17 protein-coding genes and 1 tRNA gene are annotated in these 13,961 nt (G+C 71.7%); 12 read left to right on the top strand and 6 right to left on the bottom strand.

Translation table 11 applies throughout. The features are described 5' to 3' along the window. Positions 1–148: 148 nt before the first annotated feature. Together AC1DP1_RS06210 and AC1DP1_RS06205 are read left to right on the top strand one after the other, a co-directional pair. Entirely contained in the window at positions 149–931 is a 783-nt protein-coding gene (locus AC1DP1_RS06210; protein WP_477506127.1) for an electron transfer flavoprotein subunit beta/FixA family protein, read from the top strand. 13 nt (positions 932–944) lie between these two features. Beyond that, positions 945–1,922, top strand: a complete 978-nt coding sequence (locus tag AC1DP1_RS06205; RefSeq protein WP_477506126.1) for an electron transfer flavoprotein subunit alpha/FixB family protein — start codon at positions 945–947, stop codon at positions 1,920–1,922. A 66-nt stretch (positions 1,923–1,988) separates the two neighbouring features. Here the strand turns inward: AC1DP1_RS06205 and AC1DP1_RS06200 are convergent, their stop codons facing one another. Further along, entirely contained in the window at positions 1,989–3,542 is a 1,554-nt protein-coding gene (locus AC1DP1_RS06200) for a hypothetical protein (protein ID WP_477506125.1), read from the bottom strand. A 38-nt stretch (positions 3,543–3,580) separates the two neighbouring features. Between AC1DP1_RS06200 and AC1DP1_RS06195 the strand changes: the two genes are divergently transcribed. The 9 genes from AC1DP1_RS06195 to AC1DP1_RS06155 all read left to right on the top strand — a co-directional run bounded on the left by AC1DP1_RS06195 (position 3,581) and on the right by AC1DP1_RS06155 (position 10,184). Next, a complete protein-coding gene (locus tag AC1DP1_RS06195) occupies positions 3,581–4,831 on the top strand; it encodes a glutamate-5-semialdehyde dehydrogenase (RefSeq protein WP_477506124.1) in 1,251 nt (416 codons plus the stop codon). Positions 4,832–4,861: 30 nt separating this feature from the next. Continuing rightward, positions 4,862–5,008, top strand: coding sequence for a hypothetical protein (locus AC1DP1_RS06190; protein ID WP_268110570.1), 147 nt, complete (start codon positions 4,862–4,864; stop codon positions 5,006–5,008). 4 nt (positions 5,009–5,012) lie between these two features. Beyond that, positions 5,013–5,693, top strand: coding sequence for a nicotinate-nucleotide adenylyltransferase (gene nadD, locus AC1DP1_RS06185; RefSeq protein WP_477506123.1), 681 nt, complete (start codon positions 5,013–5,015; stop codon positions 5,691–5,693). Then, the gene (rsfS, locus tag AC1DP1_RS06180; protein WP_457186867.1) at positions 5,690–6,049 is read left to right on the top strand and encodes a ribosome silencing factor; all 360 of its coding nucleotides are present in this window, start codon (positions 5,690–5,692) and stop codon (positions 6,047–6,049) included. Before nadD ends, rsfS begins: the two co-directional genes overlap by 4 nt. Then, positions 6,046–6,669: a histidine phosphatase family protein gene (locus AC1DP1_RS06175; RefSeq protein ID WP_477506122.1), complete on the top strand. Its 624-nt coding sequence runs from the start codon at positions 6,046–6,048 to the stop codon at positions 6,667–6,669. Before rsfS ends, AC1DP1_RS06175 begins: the two co-directional genes overlap by 4 nt. Continuing rightward, positions 6,666–7,136 (top strand): DUF4112 domain-containing protein, encoded by a 471-nt coding sequence (locus AC1DP1_RS06170; RefSeq protein ID WP_477506121.1) that lies wholly within the window; start codon positions 6,666–6,668, stop codon positions 7,134–7,136. Before AC1DP1_RS06175 ends, AC1DP1_RS06170 begins: the two co-directional genes overlap by 4 nt. A gap of 84 nt (positions 7,137–7,220) precedes the next feature. Further along, a tRNA-Ala gene (locus AC1DP1_RS06165) sits at positions 7,221–7,296 on the top strand. A 232-nt stretch (positions 7,297–7,528) separates the two neighbouring features. After that, positions 7,529–8,758: an ornithine--oxo-acid transaminase gene (gene rocD / locus AC1DP1_RS06160; protein WP_477506120.1), complete on the top strand. Its 1,230-nt coding sequence runs from the start codon at positions 7,529–7,531 to the stop codon at positions 8,756–8,758. A gap of 40 nt (positions 8,759–8,798) precedes the next feature. Next, the gene (locus AC1DP1_RS06155; protein WP_477506119.1) at positions 8,799–10,184 is read left to right on the top strand and encodes a DUF6226 family protein; all 1,386 of its coding nucleotides are present in this window, start codon (positions 8,799–8,801) and stop codon (positions 10,182–10,184) included. On the opposite strand, the gene AC1DP1_RS06150 is transcribed toward AC1DP1_RS06155, so the two are convergent. From AC1DP1_RS06150 to AC1DP1_RS06135, 4 genes are read right to left on the bottom strand one after another with little or no spacing between them, the layout of a single operon-like run. Further along, positions 10,177–10,458: an ankyrin repeat domain-containing protein gene (locus AC1DP1_RS06150; RefSeq protein ID WP_477506118.1), complete on the bottom strand. Its 282-nt coding sequence runs from the start codon at positions 10,456–10,458 to the stop codon at positions 10,177–10,179. The genes AC1DP1_RS06155 and AC1DP1_RS06150 overlap by 8 nt on opposite strands. Further along, complete coding sequence (locus tag AC1DP1_RS06145; protein ID WP_477506117.1) at positions 10,458–11,219, bottom strand: SDR family NAD(P)-dependent oxidoreductase; 762 nt, start codon at positions 11,217–11,219, stop codon at positions 10,458–10,460. Before AC1DP1_RS06145 ends, AC1DP1_RS06150 begins: the two co-directional genes overlap by 1 nt. An 11-nt stretch (positions 11,220–11,230) precedes the next feature. Beyond that, complete coding sequence (locus AC1DP1_RS06140) at positions 11,231–12,484, bottom strand: MFS transporter (RefSeq protein WP_477506116.1); 1,254 nt, start codon at positions 12,482–12,484, stop codon at positions 11,231–11,233. Continuing rightward, positions 12,481–13,050, bottom strand: coding sequence for an ArsR/SmtB family transcription factor (locus AC1DP1_RS06135; RefSeq protein ID WP_477506115.1), 570 nt, complete (start codon positions 13,048–13,050; stop codon positions 12,481–12,483). The genes AC1DP1_RS06140 and AC1DP1_RS06135 overlap by 4 nt, the downstream gene beginning before the upstream one ends. 210 nt (positions 13,051–13,260) lie before the next feature. On the opposite strand from AC1DP1_RS06135, the gene AC1DP1_RS06130 reads away from it, so the two are divergent. Continuing rightward, positions 13,261–13,746: a DUF4870 domain-containing protein gene (locus tag AC1DP1_RS06130; RefSeq protein WP_477506114.1), complete on the top strand. Its 486-nt coding sequence runs from the start codon at positions 13,261–13,263 to the stop codon at positions 13,744–13,746. Between the two features lie 3 nt (positions 13,747–13,749). Here the strand turns inward: AC1DP1_RS06130 and AC1DP1_RS06125 are convergent, their stop codons facing one another. Continuing rightward, on the bottom strand, positions 13,750–13,896 hold the full coding sequence (locus AC1DP1_RS06125) for a hypothetical protein (RefSeq protein WP_477506113.1): 147 nt from the start codon (positions 13,894–13,896) through the stop codon (positions 13,750–13,752). Positions 13,897–13,961: the final 65 nt, after the last annotated feature.

Raw genomic sequence — 13,961 nt, 5'->3', positions numbered from 1 at the left:
GGCGCCCGCTGACCGTGACAGCGTCACTGTGAGCGACCGCACCCGGGACGCCATTCCGGTCGGCCCTGACCGACCAGTAACCTCATAGCCACATCCGAGTGCACAGGAGGGGCCGCGAGGCCACACCACCATGAACATTGTTGTCTGTGTGAAGTACGTGCCGGACGCGACGGCCGACCGCAAGTTCGAGGACGACTTCACCGTCGACCGCGTTGGCGTCGACGGCCTGCTGTCCGAGCTCGATGAGTACGCCGTGGAGCAGGCGCTCCAGTTCCGTGAGAAGCGTGAGGGTGAGGAGATCACCGTCACCGCGCTGACCGTGGGTCCGGAGAAGGCGGTCGACGCGGTGCGCAAGTCGCTGCAGATGGGTGCCGACTCCGGTGTCCACGTCGTCGACGACGCCATCGCCGGCTCCGACTACCTCGGCACCTCCCTGGTGCTCGCCAAGGCGATCGAGAAGATCAAGGCCGACGCCGGCGCCGACCTGGTGATCTGCGGGATGGCGTCCACCGACGCGTCGGGCTCGGTCGTGCCGGCGATGCTGGCCGAGCGGCTCGGCATGCCGCAGGTGACGCTGGCTTCGGTCGTGGAGTCGCAGGGCGACCAGGTCCGCATCAAGCGTGACAACGAGGGCTCGACCGAGGTCATCGGCGCGACCCTGCCGATCGTGCTGTCGGTGACCGACCAGTCGGGCGAGGCCCGCTACCCGTCGTTCAAGGGCATCATGGCGGCGAAGAAGAAGCCGCTCGAGACGTGGTCGCTGAGCGACCTGGGCCTCGACGCCGACCAGGTCGGCCTGTCGGTGGCCTACTCGCAGGTCGAGGACACCACCGCCCGCCCGCCGCGCACCGCCGGCGAGATCGTCACCGACGAGGACGGCTCGGGCGCCGGTGCGCTGGTCGAGTTCCTCGCGTCCAAGAAGTTCATCTGAGGAGCTTGTCGACATGTCTGAGGTTCTTGTTGTAGTCGACCACGCCGACGGCGAGGTCAAGAAGCCCACCTACGAGCTGCTCACGATCGCCCGCCGTCTCGGCGAGCCGTCCGCGGTGTTCTTCGGCTCGCCCGAGCAGGGCGATGCCGTGGCCGAGAAGGTCAAGAAGTACGGCGCCGCGAAGGTCTACGTCGTCGACGACGCCCAGATCAAGGGCTACCTCGTCGCGCCGAAGGCCGAGGCGCTGCAGCAGCTGGCCGAGAAGAGCTCTGGGGGAGATGGGCTGGCCGCGATCCTGCTGCCCTCGACGTTCGAGAACAAGGAGGTCGCCGGTCGCCTGGCGATCAAGCTGGGCTCGGGCCTGATCACCGACGCGGTCGACGTCTCAGCTGGAGATGGCGGGGCGGCGGTGACCACGCAGAGCGTGTTCGCCGGCAACTACACCGTCCAGGCGAAGGTCACCCAGGGCACGCCGATCATCACGGTCAAGCCCAACTCGGCTGCTCCCGAGGAGGCCGACGGCGCCGGTGCGGTGGAGGCGTTCGCCGCGACGATCTCCGACGTCGCGAAGACCGCGCAGGTCGTGGCCACCCAGCCGCGCCAGTCGACCGGTCGCCCCGAGCTCACCGAGGCCGCGATCGTGGTCTCCGGTGGTCGTGGCACCGGCGGCAACTTCGAGCCCGTCGAGGGCTTCGCCGACTCGCTCGGCGCGGCCGTGGGTGCCTCGCGTGCCGCGGTCGACTCGGGCTGGATGCCGCACGCGTTCCAGGTCGGCCAGACCGGCAAGACGGTCTCGCCGCAGCTCTACGTCGCCAACGGCATCTCCGGTGCGATCCAGCACCGCGCCGGAATGCAGACCTCGAAGACGATCGTCGCGGTCAACAAGGACCCCGAGGCCCCGATCTTCGAGCTCGTCGACTTCGGCGTGGTCGGTGACCTGCACTCCGTGCTCCCCGCCGCCACCGAGCAGATCACCGCTCGCAAGGGCTGACCCGCACGTCGTACGACGAACGCCCCCGGCCCACCGGCCGGGGGCGTTCGTGCGTCCGTCGTCAGGTCACCAGCGGCGGAGCCGCACCGTCCACCCGCTGCGGCGACGCACCACCTCGACGGTCTGGCCGTGGTCCATACGCGTGCTGCCCATCTCGAAGCGGGTGGGCCGGTCCCAGGACTGCTCGACCGACGTGCACCGGCCGGGGGTCGGCGCCCTGGACCGCGCGAGCCGATCGGTCCCGTCCGCCGAGAGGTGACTCAAGCGCACCGGCCACCTCCGTGAGTGCTGTCCCGCGACGAGCAGGACGGCCTCGTCCGGGCCGGCCGGCACGGCGACGTCGCACCGCCCGGTGGTGCCATGCGGCAGGGTGACGACGCCCCGGTCGGCAGAGATGACGTGGGTGCTGGCGGGGCCCGGCACGGCGACGTACCGGCCGTCCCGGGACTGCCCGAGCACGCGCGGACCCATCCGCAGCGCCTGCCAGGCGAGACCGTCGCGGGTGGTGAGCGCGACGTTGCTGCCCCCGCACCTCACGACCGCGACGAGGACCGCGAGGGGCTGGTCGGTCCCGTTGCTGCCCCAGCGACAACGGCTGCGCGACGTGAGCACCGTGGTCGGAGGACTCCACACCTGGGCGACCGGGTCGTACACCTGGGCGCGCACCTGCCGGCCCCGGCGGGAGCCGAGGGCGACGAGCGGGGCGCCGGGGGCCGTGAAGTACTGGGTGTACAGGCGCCCCTCGTGGACGACGAGGCCGGGGGCGGAGGAGGGAGCGACCCGGGTGACGGCCCACGGGGACGAGGCGTCGGGACGGGAGATGACGGCGACGGAGGCGGGGGAGTCGAACTCCCCGAAGACGGCGTTGTTCGCGTCGACGTTGGCGAAGTTGCGGTCCTGGCAGGCGTCGTCGATCTCGACGTCCTGGCGCGTCGGCGCGGCGTCACCCGTGCGGGTCAGGACGACCATCCCACACCGCCGGCGGGTCACGGTGGCGCCGTAGAGGTACGAGACCTGGGCGTCGTCGGTGATGGTGGCGGTGGCGGTGTACTCCCGGCCGGGCGTGTCCAGGTCGTGGGCCGCGAACCCGGCCGCGGTGCGGGTGACGTAGCCACCGGACTGCAGCCACACGGCGTTGGCGCCGCTGGGGGAGATGCCGGGCTCGTCGTACGCCTCGCCCTCCAGCGCGTACGACGACCAGGTGACCGCGTCGGGCGACCAGAGCGCCTGCGAACCGACCGGCGCCTGGTCCTCGGCGTAGCCGTAGAAGTCGCACTGCACCATCGCGGCGACCGCGCCGCCCGACGTGCGGGCGTCCACGTCGCCGCAGAACAGGTTCTTGCGGTGCAGCACCTCCAGGCGGGAACCCCAGGCGCCGGTGGTGGCGTCGCGACGCCGGGACCACACCGTCCGGTAGTCCGCCGCCGCCCACAGGCGCAGGAGGTCGCCGTCGGCCAGCGTGAGCTCCACGCCGCCCTCGATCGCCCTCGGCAGGTCCGCGACCCCGGGTGCGCCCGGCGCGGACGCCGGCGCCGGTGGCGGTGCGGCGCCCGAGGTCGAGCCGGTCAGGACTGCCGCTGTCGTCGCCAGTGCGACGATCACCCCCGTGATGCGAGACATGACGTCACCCTAGGCTCGCCCGCCCTACGCTGGACAGCATGAGCAGCGAGGAGGCAGTGCGCGACGTCGCCGGTCGCGCCCGGACGGCCAGCCACGAGCTGGCCACGGCCACGCGGGCGGCCAAGGACGCCGCGCTGCGGGCCATGGCCGACGCGCTGGTCGCCTCGTCGACGGAGATCCTGGCGGCCAACGCCGAGGACGTCGCCCGGGCTGAAGCCGCAGGCACGCCTGCCAACATCGTCGACCGCCTGCGGCTCGACGGGTCCCGCCTCGAGGCGATGGCGCAGGGCCTGCGCGACGTCGCCGGCCTGCCCGACCCCGTCGGGGAGGTGCTGCGCGGCAGCACGCTGGCCAACGGGCTCGAGCTGCGGCAGGTGCGGGTGCCGTTCGGCGTGGTCGGGATGATCTACGAGGCGCGCCCCAACGTCACCGCGGACGCCGCCGGGATCTGCCTGAAGTCCGGGAACGCCGTCCTGCTGCGCGGCTCCTCCAGCGCCCGGTCGAGCAACGCCGCGATCGTGGAGGCGATGCGCGGGGCGGTGGCGCGCAGCGGCCTGCCGGAGGACGTCGTACAGCTCGTGCCGGGGGACACCCACGACAGCGTCAAGGCGCTGATGCGGGCCCGTGGCCTCGTCGACGTGCTCATCCCGCGCGGGGGAGCGGGGCTGATCCGCAGCGTGGTCGAGGAGTCGACCGTGCCGGTCATCGAGACCGGCGTCGGCAACTGCCACGTCTACGTCGACGCCTCGGCCGACCTCGAGCAGGCGCTCGCGATCGTGCTCAACTCCAAGACCCACCGCACCAGCGTCTGCAACGCCGCCGAGTCGCTCCTCGTGCACGAGGACGTCGCCGACGAGTTCCTCCCCACCGTGGTCGAGGCGCTGCAGGCGTCCGGGGTGCTCATCCACGGCGACAGCGCGTTCGCTGAGTACGACGACGTGGTGCCCGTGACCGACGAGGACCACGCCGCCGAGTTCCTCGGCCTGGAGATCTCCGCCGCCGTCGTCGCCGACGTCGAGGGCGCGATCGCCCACATCCGCCGCTGGTCGTCCGGGCACACCGAGGCGATCCTGGCCCGCGACCAGGCGACCATCCGGCGCTTCGTCGCCGCCGTGGACTCCGCGGCGGTGATGGTCAACGCGTCGACCCGCTTCACCGACGGCGGCGAGTTCGGCTTCGGCGCCGAGATCGGCATCTCCACCCAGAAGCTCCACGCGCGCGGCCCGATGGGGCTGCCGGAGATGACGTCGAGCAAGTACGTCGTCGTCGGCGAGGGCCACGTCAGGTGACCGTGCAGCGGTGCCGGTAGGGTGAGCGCCATGCTGAGCACCGTCATCACGCTGGCCGCCGAGGCCGAGAGCGAGCCTGCCGTCCACCCCTACGTCGTGGGCGCCATCGCGCTGGGGCTGCTGCTCGTCCTCCTGCTGGCCGTGGTCTCCTTCGGTGGCGGGCGCGAGCACAGCTGATCCGGTGACCGGTCCTGTGGGGCAGCGTCGCGTCGGGGTGATGGGTGGCACCTTCGACCCCATCCACCACGGCCACCTCGTGGCCGCGTCCGAGGTGCAGGCCTGGTTCGACCTCGACGAGGTCATCTTCGTGCCCACCGGCGATCCGTGGCAGAAGAGCGACCGCCACGTCACGACGGCCGAGCACCGCTACCTGATGACCGTGGTCGCCACCGCCGCCAACCCGCGCTTCAACGTCTCCCGGGTCGACATCGACCGCGAGGGAAAGACCTACACGATCGACACGCTGCGCGACCTCAAGGCCGAGATGCCCGACGCCGAGCTGTTCTTCATCACCGGCGCCGACGCGCTCGCCGACATCTTCACCTGGCGTGACGCCGACGAGCTGTTCGAGCTCGCCAACTTCGTCGGCGTCACCCGGCCGGGCTACGAGATGGACCCGGCGGCGCTCGCCAAGATCCCCTCCGACCGCGTGACGATGGTCGAGATCCCGGCCCTCGCGATCTCCTCCACCGACTGTCGCGAGCGCAAGCGTCGTGGGGAGCCCGTCTGGTACCTCGTGCCCGACGGTGTCGTGCAGTACATCGCGAAGCACGACCTCTACACGGCCGCCGGCGCCACCGCCGGCCACCCGACCAGCACCACCCACCGCACCAGCTCCAGCACAAGCAAGGACTCCGCATGACTGCCACCGACCACGCCCTCGAGCTCGTCGCCGTCGCGGCCCAGGCCGCGCACGACAAGAAGGCCGACCAGGTGCTGGCCTTCGACGTCAGCGACCAGCTCGCCATCACCGACGCCTTCGTGCTGGCCAGCTCCAACAACGAGCGTGCCGTCGGCGCGATCGTCGACGAGGTGGAGGAGAAGCTCCGCGAGGTGGGCGCCAAGCCGATCCGCCGCGAGGGCCACAAGGAGGGGCGCTGGGTGCTCCTCGACTACGGCGAGATCGTGATCCACGTGCAGCACGAGGAGGAGCGGTCCTTCTACGCCCTCGAGCGTCTCTGGAGCGACTGCCCGCTCATCCCGCTGACCCTCACGTGAGGCGCCTCGTCCTGCTCCGGCACGGCCGCACGGAGTGGAACGACACCGGGCGCGCGCAGGGCCACGCCGACGTACCCCTCGACGAGACCGGTGAGGCGCAGGCCAAGGCGGTCGCCCCCGTCCTCGCCGCGCTGTCACCGGTGGCGGTGTGGTCCTCGGACCTCGCCCGCGCCGCCGGCACGGCCGCCGCGCTCGCAGCGGAGACCGGTCTCGAGCCGGTCCTCGACCCACGCCTGCGCGAGTTCGACATCGGGCCGCACCGCATGGGGCTCACCGACGAGCAGTACGCCGCCGCCCATCCCGGGGAGCACGCAGCCCTCGTGGCCGGTGACGTCGCGGCCATCCCGGGGCGCGAGACACCCGACGACGTGGTGGCGCGCTTCCTGCCCGCCCTGACGTCGTACGCCGACGGGCTGGGGGAGGGCGACACCGGCGTCGTCGTGTCGCACGGCGCCGCCCTGCGCGTGGTGGTCCCCGCCTTCCTCGAGTGGCGGGGAGAGGTCAGCGAGTCCCTCGGGGTGCTGAGCAACTGCGGCTGGGTCGTGCTCGAGCACGCGGCGTCCGCGTGGACCGGAGGGGTGGAACGGTGGCGGCTCGCGGCCTGGAACCGCGTCGTGTGACCGAGCGCGCCCGCGAGGTCGACGTGGCGCTCAGCCGCCAGCTCGCGAGGGTGATGGACGACGCCGTCACCGTGCCCGGCACGCGCATCGGGCTCGGCCTCGACGCGGTGATCGGCCTCGTGCCCGGCATCGGCGACGCGGTCGGCAGCGCCCTGTCCAGCGTCATCGTCCGCGACGCGATCCGGGCGCGGGTGCCGATGACGGTGCTGGCGTGGATGGGGCTCAACCTGGTCGTCGACGCGCTGCTGGGGCTGGTCCCGGGGGTCGGCGACGTCCTCGACGTCGCCCACCGGGCCAACCGCAAGAACCTCCGCCTGCTCCTCCGCGAGGTCGAGCGCCAGCCTCTCCGCGAGCCGCCGAGCAGGGCGTACGTCGTCGGCGCGGTGGCGCTGATGGTCGTCCCGGTGCTCGCCGGGCTGGTCGTCGCGGCGCTCGGCATGTGGCTCCTCTGGCGATGGTTGACCTGATCCCGGACCCCGATTTCACCTGCCGGTCGGGTGTCGGCTAATGTTCTCCGCGTTGTCCTTCCGGCTCCACGGAAGGACGATGTTGGGGCTGTGGCGCAGCTGGTAGCGCATCTGCATGGCATGCAGAGGGTCAGGGGTTCGAGTCCCCTCAGCTCCACCAACTCAGAAGGCCGGATCCGTCAGGGTCCGGCCTTTTCCATTCCGCCGGAATCGGGGAGCGGTGGCCCTGCCCTGGGCGAGCCGAGGTTCCCCATCGGCTCCGGTCCGCCGATCTCTCGTTCGCGCGGGCGGAGATTCGCCCGCCTTCCGGCGCTGTGGACGTGGATGTTCCGGCGGATCCGCGGGTTCGGTGCGAATCGGCGTTCGGGCGAACCCGGTGGCACCATGTGCTCATGACCGCGACGCACCTCACCACCAGCACCGCCACGGCCGCCCACATCGAGGCCACCGAGCGCTACGCCGCACACAACTACCACCCGCTGCCCGTGGTGCTCGCCGAGGGCGACGGCGCCTGGGTCATCGACGTCGACGGCAACCGCTACCTCGACTGCCTCGCGGGCTACTCGGCGCTCAACTTCGGTCACTCCAACGAGCGTCTCGTCGCGGTCGCGCGCGAGCAGCTGGGCAAGCTGACGCTGACCAGCCGCGCGTTCTTCAACGACAAGCTCAGCGGCTTCGCCGAGGCCCTGTGCCGGCTGACCGGCAAGGACATGATCCTGCCGATGAACTCCGGCGCCGAGGCCGTCGAGACCGCCATCAAGGTCAGCCGCAAGTGGGGCTACGAGGTCAAGGGCGTCCCGGCCGGCCAGGCCACCATCATCACGATGGAGGGCAACTTCCACGGCCGCACCACGACCATCGTGAGCTTCTCCGACGACGAGGTCGCCACCTCGGGCTACGCGCCGTTCACCACCGGCTTCCGCGGCGTGAAGTACGGCGACATCGAGGCGATCGCGTCGGCCATCGACGAGACCACTGTTGCCGTCCTGTTCGAGCCGATCCAGGGCGAGGGCGGCGTGGTCATGCCTCCCGAGGGCTTCCTGCGCGACCTCCGCGAGCTCTGCACCGAGCGCAACGTGCTGATGGTCGCCGACGAGATCCAGTCCGGGCTCGCCCGCTCCGGCAAGACGTTCGCCTGCGACCACGAGGACGTCGTCCCCGACATCTACATCATGGGCAAGGCGCTCGGCGGCGGCATCTACCCGGTCTCCGCGATCGCGGCCGACCGCGAGGTCATGGACGTCATCACGCCCGGCTCGCACGGCTCGACCTTCGGCGGCAACCCGCTCGCCGCCGCCATCGGCACCGAGGTCGTCACGATGCTGGAGGAGGGCACCTTCCAGGCCCGCTCGGCCGAGATCGGCGCCCAGCTCGAGGCCGGCTTCGGCCAGCTCATCGGCAAGGGCCTCTCCGACGTCCGCGTCCGCGGCGCGTGGGCCGGCATCGACATCGACCCGACCCTCATGTCGGGCCGTCAGATGTCGGAGGCGCTGATGGCGCGCGGCATCCTCGCCAAGGACACCCACGGCTCCACCGTCCGCTTCGCCCCGCCGCTGGTTGCCAGCGACGAGGACATCGCCGGCCTGGTCGCCGCCGTGACGGAGATCCTCACCGGCGCCTGAGCCGCGAAACCCGCTGGACGGGGCTCCTAGCCTGTCAGGCATGGGAGCACGCTTCGACCACCTCGTCGTTGCCGTCGAGGACCTCGACGAGGCGGCGGCGCGGTGGCGTGCCGCCGGCATCCCCGCCGAGCGCGGGGGAGCGCACCCCGTCGGCACCGAGAACGTGCTCGTGCGCGGACCTGCACCCGCCTACGTCGAGCTGATCGCGGCCGGGTCGGAGGAGTCCAACCCGTGGCTCGACCGCATCCGGTCGGCGCGCGGTCCGATCTCGTGGGCCGTGGCGGTCGAAGACCTCGACGAGGCGCGTACCGCGTTGGAGGCGGCCGGGTTCGAGCCCGACCCGCCTGTGCCCGGGTCGCGCCGCACCCCCGACGGCGAGCTGCTCGAGTGGCGGGTCTGCGACGTTGGCCCGGGGCCGTACGACGGCTCGCTGCCGTTCCTGATCGAATGGACGACGCCGATGGCGCCCGGCCCCGCTGACGGCCCGGTCCTCGAGTGGATCTCGCTCGTGCCGCCCGACCCCGACCGGGTCGCGGCCCTGCTGCTGGCGCTCGGCTTCACCGGCGACCGCCACTTCCCGCGCCGCGCCTTCCGCGAGCGTGACGGGGTGTCGATCACGCTGCTGCCGCTTGGGGAGCCCGAGCACGCCGACGAGGCGACGTGGACGTTCTTCGAGACCGATGACGAGCTGCAACCGGCCTCGATCGTCCTGTCGACGCCCCACGACACGTCGGCCATGCTCGTCCTCGACCAGGTGGAGGTCACGACCCGCCCGGACCGGCGCCGGTTCCCCGCGACGGTTCTGCTCCCTGCGGTGGACGCGGCGTTCTCGCGGCTGCGCGGCGACCTCGGCGACTGGCCGGATCCGCGCCCGGACGGGCGTCCGGCCGCGACGGAGGAGTACTCCCGCGTGACCGATCCCGAGCGCTACCGGCTGCTCGGCGCACGCGCCGACGCCTGGATCGAGGTGCTGACCACGCGGGGGACGGCGTCGGCCGAGGTGGTGGACCCCGACGAGGTCGACTGGGTGGGGAACATCCACGGCCGGTTCAACCGCGTGACCGTGCTGCGGGGGCGGGCCGGGACGCATCCCGTCAGCGTGGGCTGGGCGCCGTCCCAGAGCGCCGACGAGGCGTTCCTCCAGGTGGGCGTGGGGCACCCGGCCGAGGTGCTGGAGAGCCAGCCCGACTGCGGCTGCGACGCCTGCGACACCGGATCGGCCGACCTGCTCGAGACCGTCGACAGCGCATTCATCCTGGCCCTCGACGGCGGCGTCTACGTCGTGCGCGAGGGCGAGCGCGTCGTGCGGCGGACGCTCGACGGCTGCTCGAGCAGCGGCGTGTCCGACGCCGAGCGCTGGCTGGACGAGGCCGCAGCGGGACGGCGTACGAAGGGGGTCGTCGCGGGCGAGCCCTGGCTCAGCTGAGCCGGGCGACGACCCGGTCGAGGCTGGCCGCGCGCGCTGCCTGCAGGGGAGTGGCGCCCTCGAGCGGGGAGTGGAGCATCGGGGACGCACCGCGGTCGAGCAGGAGGAGCGCCACGTCCTCACGACCCTCCTCGATGGCGGCGACCAGGGCGGTGGACTGCAGCTCCGGGTGCACGAAGTCGACGTCGACCCCTGCATCGAGGTGGTGCCGGACCAGCTCGACGTCCCCCGCGCAGGCCGCGGCGAAGAACGCCTTGTAGTCCCCGTGGGACATCAGGCGATGGTGAGTCCGCCGTCGACCGGGATCATCTGCCCGGTGACGTAGCCGGCGGCGTCGGAGGCCAGCCAGACGGCGGTCGCCGCCAGCTCGCGGGGGTCGCCCTTGCGGCCGGCCGGCACCCGCGTCATCACCTGGTCGAGGTAGCCGTCGGGGTAGGTGGCGGTCATCTCCGAGGAGAAGAAGCCCGGTGCGAGCGCGTTCACGCGGATCCCCTTGCGACCCATCCACTGCTGGGCGAGGTCTCGGGTGAGACCGCCCAGGCCTGCCTTGGAGGCGGAGTACGCCGCCTGCGGCAGGCCGCCGGTGGTGAGGCCGAGGATCGAGGAGATGTTGATGATGCTCGATCCGGGCTGCATCACCCGGCCGCACGCCTGGGCCATCCAGTAGCAGCCGTTGAGGTTGACGTCGATGACCGAGCGGAACTGCTCGGGCGTCTCGCGCGTGGCGGGGACGGCGGTGCCGATGCCGGCGTTGTTGACCAGCACGTCGACGCGGCCGAACTTGGCGACCGCCTCGTCCACGAGCTGCTGGCACTGCTCGGGGTCGGCCACGTCGGTCGCGACGGTGTGGACGCGGCGGCCGGTGGAGCGCACGGAGTCGGCGACCCGCTCGAGCTTGTCCACGCGACGCGCACCCAGCACCACGTCGGCGCCGGCCTCGGCGAAGCAGTGGGCGAACGCGACGCCCAGCCCGCTCGAGGCGCCGGTGACGATGACGACCTTGTCGTCGAGGCGGAAGAGATCCATGACGCTCATGCTCGCTGACCCTAGGACGTGCCGGTCGTCACCTCGGCCACGGGGGTCGCCGCCGGTGCGCGCGGCAGGTCGCGCACGGACCGCGAGCAGAGCACGAGCCCGCAGATGGCGACGTACGCGATGCCAGAGGCGACGAGGACCCGCTCGTTGCCGAAGGCCACGCCGAGCGGACCCCAGGCCAGCTGGCCGATCGGCATCGCGACGAACGAGCCGAGCATGTCGTAGGAGTACGCGCGGCTGAGCATGTCATCGTCGATGTTCTCCTGCATGGCGAGCGCCCAGCCCATCGAGAACACCTCGATGCCCATGCCGCCGACGAACGCGGCGATGACGAGGGCGACGACAACCGGGTCGACCCCCAGCATGATCATCGGCGCGGCGTTGAGGGTGATCGCGAGCATGCCCCACATGAGTGGTCGTTCGAGCCGGTAGCGCAGGAGCACGAACGCCATGACGAGGAGCCCGGCGGCCTCGGCCGAGAGCACGAAGCCCCAGGCCTGGCGCCCGATCGTGTCCTCAGCGACGACCGGCCCGAGGGTGAAGAGCGCTCCGTTGTGGATCATGTTGAGGCCTCCGAACCCCAGGACGACGACCCACAGCCAGGTGACGCTGCGGAAGAACGTCCAGCCCTCACGGAGGTCCTGCAGCGTCGACGTCGCCTCGGCCCGCGGTGCGCGCGGGGGGATCTTCACCGGGATCAGCAGGAGCGCGGCCAGGGCCCAGGTGACGGCGTCGACGGCGAGTGCCCAGCCGGGACCCACTGTGACGACGAGGAACGCGCCGAGCGACGGGCCCAGCACCGTGAGGCCGTTGCGGGTCAGGGACAGAAGCGCGTTGGCCTGCTGCAGCGACTCGCGGGGCACCAGCTGCGGGACCATGCCCGCCATCGCGGGCATCGACATCGCCGACACTGCTCCGTGCAAGGCGGTCAGCGCGATGATCATCCAGAGCTCGGCACGCCCGGTCAGAACGAGACAGGCGATCGCGCCCTGGGAGAGCGCGGACGCGACGTTGGAGACCTGCAGGACCACGGCCCGGGGGAAGCGGTCGGAGAGCACCCCGCCCCAGAGCAGCAGCACGATCATCGGGATCGTGTGCGCTGCCAGGACCATGCCGATGGCGATCGCCCGGCCGTCGATGTCGAGCACGGCGAAGGTGAGCGCGATGTTGGCCATCATCGCGCCGAGGGTGTTGACCAGGCGCGAGGAGAAGTACCACGCGAAGTTGCGCTCGCCGAGGGGCGCGAGCGAGCCCTCGCGCCTCATCGGCGCTCCTCGGTGGCGGGCACCCAGCGGGCGGCGTCGCCCTCGAGCCCACCGGTCATCGTGAAGGCGTTGGTGGTGGCGCTGACGTGCACGGTCTCCGCGGTGCCGGCGGGCCGGGCCTCGGCGTGGAGGAGGTGGGAGGCCTCGTGCATCAGGTCCAGGGCACGGCGCCACACCTCGACCGGCACCCATGCCTCGAGGTCGCTCGACGATCCCGACCCGGGGCCCGCGTCGAGCAGCCGTCGCTCCACCTCGAGCGCGGTGGCCCGGGCGTAGGCGATCCGGTCGCCGACGGGGCTGGAGCGGTCGGCGACCTCGCGCGTGGCGTCGTACCGGTAGCGCTTGGCCACACCGCCGCGGATCTTCTCCTCGCTCTCCACCACGAGCTCGCCGGCGTCGTGGAGCAGGCGCAGGTGGTACGACGCGTTGGCGTGGGTGATCTCCAGGGTGCGGGCCACCTCGGCCGCGCTCATCGCCTCGGCGGTCAGCAGCGACAGGATGCGCAGCCGCACCGGGTGCGCCGTCGCCCGCAGCCGCGCCACCGCGTCGTGGTCCGTCTCGTCCATGCCACCCTCCAAGAGTTCTTGGGGAGTAGCGTGCCCGACGCCGGTGACGACTGTCAAACACTTCTTGGACGGTGGGGTGCGCGAGACCACCCGCGATCGACCCTGACCTCACCCTGACTCGACCCCGGAACGGGATGATTCCGGCCCGTCGGCGTGCTTGGCTTGTCATCGACAAGGAACGGGCACCCGGCCCGCCGAGGAGTGAGTGAGATGTCCGACCAGTACCCCAGCCCGTACGACCAGTCCGGTCCGGGCGGCCAGCAGCAGGGCGGCTACGGCCATCAGCCGCAGCCCACCTACCGCGCCACGCCCGCCACCATGTCGGCCCAGGAGGAGCGCACCTGGGGCGCGATCAGCCACGCCGGTGCCGTGGTCGCAATGATCTGCTCGGCCGGCTTCCTCGGGTTCCTGGCCTCCATCGCGGTCTACGTCGTCCACAAGGACCGCGGCCCGTTCGTCCGCTCGCACGCCGCGAACTCGATCAACGTCCAGATCTCGATGTTCATCTGGCTCGTCGTCGCCACGGTCCTCTACGTGGTCCTGGGCATCGTCACGCTGGGCATCGGCTTCGTCGTCTTCCTGCCGGTCTTCCTCGTGCCGCTGGTCGTCGCCGGCATCCTGCACGTGATCGGCGCGGTGAAGGCCTACAACGGCGAGTGGTGGAACCCGCCGATGACGCCTCAGTTCGTCAGGTGACGCTCACCTGAGCTCGCGCAGGACCTCGTCCTGCCGCGCGAACGCTGCCCGGGTCCGGACCGCCAGGTCCGGCCCGGGCGGCACTGCTCCCACCCGGTCCGCCATCCCGGCAGGCAGGTCGGTGCGCAGGTGGCGCAGGTCAGCGGCCATGGGAGCGAGTATGATGTCCCCATGCAGAAGCAGCTCCTCCTTCGACAGCCGCGCTGATCGCGTCC

It is taken from the genome of Nocardioides sp. P4_G10 (assembly GCF_056401175.1).
Note: the sequence above shows the minus strand (reverse complement) of the source record. Positions and strands in the feature narration are given on the sequence as shown.